Annotated in this window: 5 protein-coding genes; 4 read left to right on the top strand and 1 reads right to left on the bottom strand. The window is 26.8% G+C overall.

Features of this window, described 5'->3' with window-relative positions; translation table 11 throughout:
• A partial coding sequence (locus tag BM384_RS15535) for a transposase (protein ID WP_139232154.1) occupies positions 1-256 on the bottom strand: 256 nt, incomplete at its 3' end.
• A 174-nt stretch (positions 257-430) separates the two neighbouring features.
• On the opposite strand from BM384_RS15535, the gene BM384_RS15540 reads away from it, so the two are divergent.
• The 4 genes from BM384_RS15540 to BM384_RS15555 all read left to right on the top strand — a co-directional run bounded on the left by BM384_RS15540 (position 431) and on the right by BM384_RS15555 (position 4,642).
• The gene (locus BM384_RS15540) at positions 431-967 is read left to right on the top strand and encodes an NHL repeat-containing protein (RefSeq protein ID WP_090014948.1); all 537 of its coding nucleotides are present in this window, start codon (positions 431-433) and stop codon (positions 965-967) included.
• Positions 968-1,337: 370 nt separating this feature from the next.
• Complete coding sequence (locus tag BM384_RS15545) at positions 1,338-2,066, top strand: IspD/TarI family cytidylyltransferase (protein WP_090014951.1); 729 nt, start codon at positions 1,338-1,340, stop codon at positions 2,064-2,066.
• Between the two features lie 12 nt (positions 2,067-2,078).
• Positions 2,079-3,158 (top strand): NAD-dependent epimerase/dehydratase family protein, encoded by a 1,080-nt coding sequence (locus tag BM384_RS15550; protein WP_207650738.1) that lies wholly within the window; start codon positions 2,079-2,081, stop codon positions 3,156-3,158.
• A 26-nt stretch (positions 3,159-3,184) separates the two neighbouring features.
• Positions 3,185-4,642 (top strand): hypothetical protein, encoded by a 1,458-nt coding sequence (locus BM384_RS15555; protein ID WP_090014953.1) that lies wholly within the window; start codon positions 3,185-3,187, stop codon positions 4,640-4,642.
• Positions 4,643-5,021 lie beyond the last annotated feature (379 nt).

The following is a 5,021-nucleotide window of genomic DNA, read 5'->3' on the forward strand; positions in this document are numbered from 1 at the left end:
TATCATATTTTGAACGTTCTACAACATCTACATCTGATAAATCGAAGATAGACTTTAATAAAAGATATTTAAACATACGAATTGGATCTATAGCATTTCTACCATTATTAGAACAATATTTATTAGAAAGTTCGTCATAAACAAATGAAAAGTCAATTAATTCATTAATTTTTCTCAGCATATTGTCTTTGGGAACAACCAAATCATAAATTCCTGTATATTCACTTAAAATCATTGTTTCTTGCTTTTTTATCACTCTAATCACCCTTATTATTTAATAAATTAAGTATAACATAAAAAGTCCAAAAGATTGTTGAATAACAATCTTTTGGACTTAATTTTCCGAAGGGCACTTTTTCAGTGCCCTCGTGTTATTCAGGATAATTTTTATACTCCATTTAGCAATTCAGGGTTATTATTAAATTTTAATATGAAGGAACTAAATTATGTTTTATATGATCTAGGAAAGGATAGAACATTTAATTCTATATGCTTTGATGGGAAAAGCAATTTATGGATAGCTCCAAGAAAGTCAGGAGCCATAGTTAGATTTAATATAGAAACAGAAGCTATTGAGGAATACACTGATTATCCAGTTGATTTTGATAGTTGTGATATTACATTTTCGGGTATAGAATATAGTGATGGATTTATTTATCTTATACCGTCAAAGTCAAATATGCTATTAAAATTAAATGAAAATGATGGCAGTATGAAGTGTATTAAGTATTTTGATAAAGTAGGAAAATTAAATGCATGGCAGCGTTATTATTTTTCTTATGTAGAAAATAATTTGGTTAAATTATTTGATATAGAAAATCATAAGATAGTTCATTTTGATGATAAAAATAATGAAATTATAGATTATGATATTAAAATTACAGAAGATGTGATAGCTCAAGTAAAAAAAGAAGAGAGTAGTTTACTTGTAGATGGTAATTTTGAAAATTATATAAAGAGAGAGTAATTTATATTCTATTGAAGAATTTTTAATGTATGTTAAAGACTATCCAAAAGAAGATATGGAAAGAGAAAAAAAGGTAAATAGAAGTATATTTAGTAATTCAGATGGAAGTTCAGGAGAAAAAATTCATAAATATATAAAGAGCGAACTTAAATAAGAATGTTTATATTAAAGTGGCGTTAATTCTTTTATTAAAAAGAATAGCGCTGCTTTTTTATGTATAAAAATAACAATTTAAGAAAATAGGTTATTTACCGATAATTAAATGTTAAAATAAATACAAAAAATATATAAAAAAGATTATTTTATATATTATAGAAAATTAGTATAAATATTGTATAATAAGATGTGGGTATAGTAGAGAGGAGAAAAAATGAATATAGCATTAATATTTGCAGGTGGAACTGGTCAAAGAATGAATAGTAAAGGTAAGCCAAAGCAATTCTTAGAATTACATGGAAAACCAATAATAATATATACATTAGAGTGGTTTGAAAGGCATAAAGATATTGATTATATTGCAATATCTTGCTTGGAAGAGTGGATAGGTTATCTTGAAGAATTAGTTGAAAGATATGGTTTCAAAAAGGTTAAGTGGATTGTAAAAGGTGGAAATACTTCACAGGAATCTATTTTTAATGGATTAAAAGAGATAAATAAAGAATTTTGTGAAAGAGAAGACACAGTGGTTTTAATTCATGATGGAGTAAGACCTTTAATAAATGAAGAATTAATAAGTAAAAATATAGAATCTGTTAAGGAGTATGGATCTGCAGTAACGGTTACATATGCTAAAGAAACTGTAGTTGAAATTGGTACAGAAAATAGATGGATTGAGGGTGTATATGATAGACCAAAATGTAGGATAGCAAAAGCTCCTCAAAGTTTTTACTTAAAAGATATTTATGAAGCTCATTTAAAAGCTCAAGAAGATGCAATAGATTATTTTATAGATTCTGCAGAACTTATGAAGCATTATGGTCATTCTTTATATAGTGTTGAAGGACCAAATGAGAATATAAAAATAACTACTCCTGTGGATTTTTATATTTTTAGAGCAGTATGTGATGCTAGAGAGAGTTCGCAAATTTTAGGTTTATAAAGGGGAGAAATAATGATGTTAGAAGCACCAAGTGATAAGATACTACAGGAAGATTTAGAGTGGATTGCAAAAAAGGAAGAAAATTTACATGATTGCACTGTCTTTGTAACAGGGGCAACAGGTCTTATTGGATCACTAATAGTTAAATCTTTACTATGTAAGAATAGATTAAAAAATTCTAATATAAAGGTTATTGCCTTAGCTAGAAGTGCGGAAAAAGTTAAGAAAAAGTTTAAAGATGTACTAGAAAATAAAGATTTAAAAATTGTTTATGGTGATATACTAGCTCCTTTGAATATAGAAGAAAAAATAGATTATGTAATTCATGCTGCAAGCAGGACTGCATCTAAAGATTTTGTAAATAAACCTGTAGAAACAATAGATAGTGTAGTTAATGGTACAAAAAATATTTTGGATCTAGTAAAAAACAAAGAAGTGAAAAGTATAGTGTACTTGTCAACTATGGAGATATATGGAATTGTTGATTTTAAGGTAGATAAGATAGCTGAAGATGATTTGGGATATATTGATATTTTAAAGGTTAGAAGTTCGTATCCAGAAAGTAAAAGGTTAGTGGAAAATTTATGTATAGCTTATTATTCAGAATATAAGTTGCCAGTAAAGATAGCAAGACTTGCGCAAACTTTTGGGCCAGGTGTAGTAAAGGATGATAATAGAGTGTTTGCACAGTTTGCTAGGAGTGTAATAAATAAAGAAGATATTATTTTACATACTGATGGAGAATCAATAAGAAATTATTGTTATATAAGAGATGCTATACTTGGGATTTTTACATTACTTAATAAGGGAGAAGATGGAGAAGCGTATACAATAAGTAATGAAGAGTCTTGCATTTCTATAAAGAAAATGGCTGAAATGGTGGCTGAGAAAATTGCAAAAGGAGACATTAAGGTTGTTATAAAGGTTCCAGAAGATATAGCTTCATATGGTTATGCACCTAAGGAAAAAATGAAATTAAGTTCTAAAAAGATTCAGAGCTTAGGGTGGAAAGCAGAAGTGAGTTTAGAAGAATCTTATAGAAGGATGATAGAAAGTATGACAGGATATAAAGAAGTAAAAAGCCTAAATTAGCAATTTATATGGGGAGATAATTATATATGAATAAAGATGAAATAAAATCAGTTGTTGATTTACTCAAAACAGTAAAAGAAGCAGTTGAGTTTGCTAAGTTAAATATTGAAAATTCTCAATATTTAATTGAGGATTCATTAAGTGCTTTAAGCTATATTTTGAATTTTTTGGTTGCAAAAAAGGTAAATTTTAGTCTTGATAAAATATTAAATTGTATAGATAAAATGAATAAATATAAAGATTTGGATATTCCTAATAAAAAAAGCAGTCTCAATTATTTTGAGGGGGAAGTAAACGACTTAATTAAAGATATAGAGAAGAAAAGAAAATTAAAAGCTGTATTTTTACCTTATAAGGCTTCTATGTGGACATCACTAGAGAGTGTATGGAAGGCTGCGTGTGAGGATGAAAATTGTGAAGCAGTTGTGGTTCCCATACCATATCATGATATAGATGAAAATCTAAATAAGTTAAGGATATGTTATGAGGGGGAAATGTATCCTGATTATGTTCCTGTTATAAAGTTTTGGGAATATGATATATCAAAGGAAAAACCAGATATGATATTCATACATAATCCTTATGATGATACTAATACTTTAACAAGAGTGCCTGAAGAATATTATTCTAGAAACTTGAAAAAATATACTGATAATTTAGTTTATATACCTTATTACACAAATGGTAGCTATGAAATGAATTCAAAAGAACCTTTGTTTGGACTTAATCATGTAGCAAATTATTATGTAGATAAAATAATAGCTGAGAATAATAATGTTAAGAAAAAGTATGAAGAAAATAGTGCTTTTATCGGTAAGGTATTAGCATTAGGTTCGCCTAAATTTGATTCCATATATAATCTTAGGGAAAAAGGATTAGAAGATATAGGAGAATGGAAAGATATTATTAATAATAAGAAGGTATTTTTATTAATTACTACTTTGACATTTTATTCTAGAATGTCTAATGAGGCTTTAAATATTATTGTTAATATAGTTCAAAAAATAGCAAAGAAAAATAACTGTATATTAATTTGGAGACCACATCCATTAGAAGAAACATGGATAAGAAATACATTACCTAACTTAAATGAACCATATAAACAAATGAAAAATATTTTTAATAAATTAGATAATACATTTATTGATTTATCAAAAGAATATAAAACTGCATTATATATAGCTGATGGTGTGATTTCAGTAAGAAGTTCAATGGTAAATGAAGTGATGGCAATGGGAAAATCTGTTTATTTGCTTGAAAAGTATAGGAAGAACCCATCTGAAAAATGTCTGATAGATGATTTATATAATTATGATATATATGAAAAAGATATCTCAGAATATATTGAGGGTGTAATAAGTGGATATGAAGATACTCTTTATTCTAAAAGGGTAGAAGTATTCAATAATTGTGTTGAAAATGCAAAAGACGGAAGCTCTGGAAAGAAAATTTACGAAGAAATTAAAAAGAATATAATAAGTTAAAATTTAAGTGGGTAATAGATTAAATTAAAATGTCTAATACCTGCTTTTCTCTTTTAATAAAGCTAAAGAAGTATTACCTATGCTATAAAGATTACTTAAGCTCTAGTTAATTTATTTGGCTGTATTATGAATAAAAGTGATAAAATGTGTTAATCATCTTAACAAAGATTTTTTAGGAGATGATATATTTGAATTCGTATGAGCATTACAATAAAGTATTAGAAATGATAAAATCTATGAATAATTCCTCAAAAAGAAAATTAATTGTTGATATAAGCACACTAAAGGTAAACATCCCTATATAAATACGAATTTTAAAGGTCGTCCATCTATATTTGAATAGTTAGTTTTATTTATCACTATATTTAATAATTGAGCC

It is taken from the genome of Clostridium sp. DSM 8431 (assembly GCF_900116755.1).
Taxonomy (GTDB): domain Bacteria; phylum Bacillota; class Clostridia; order Clostridiales; family Clostridiaceae; genus Clostridium.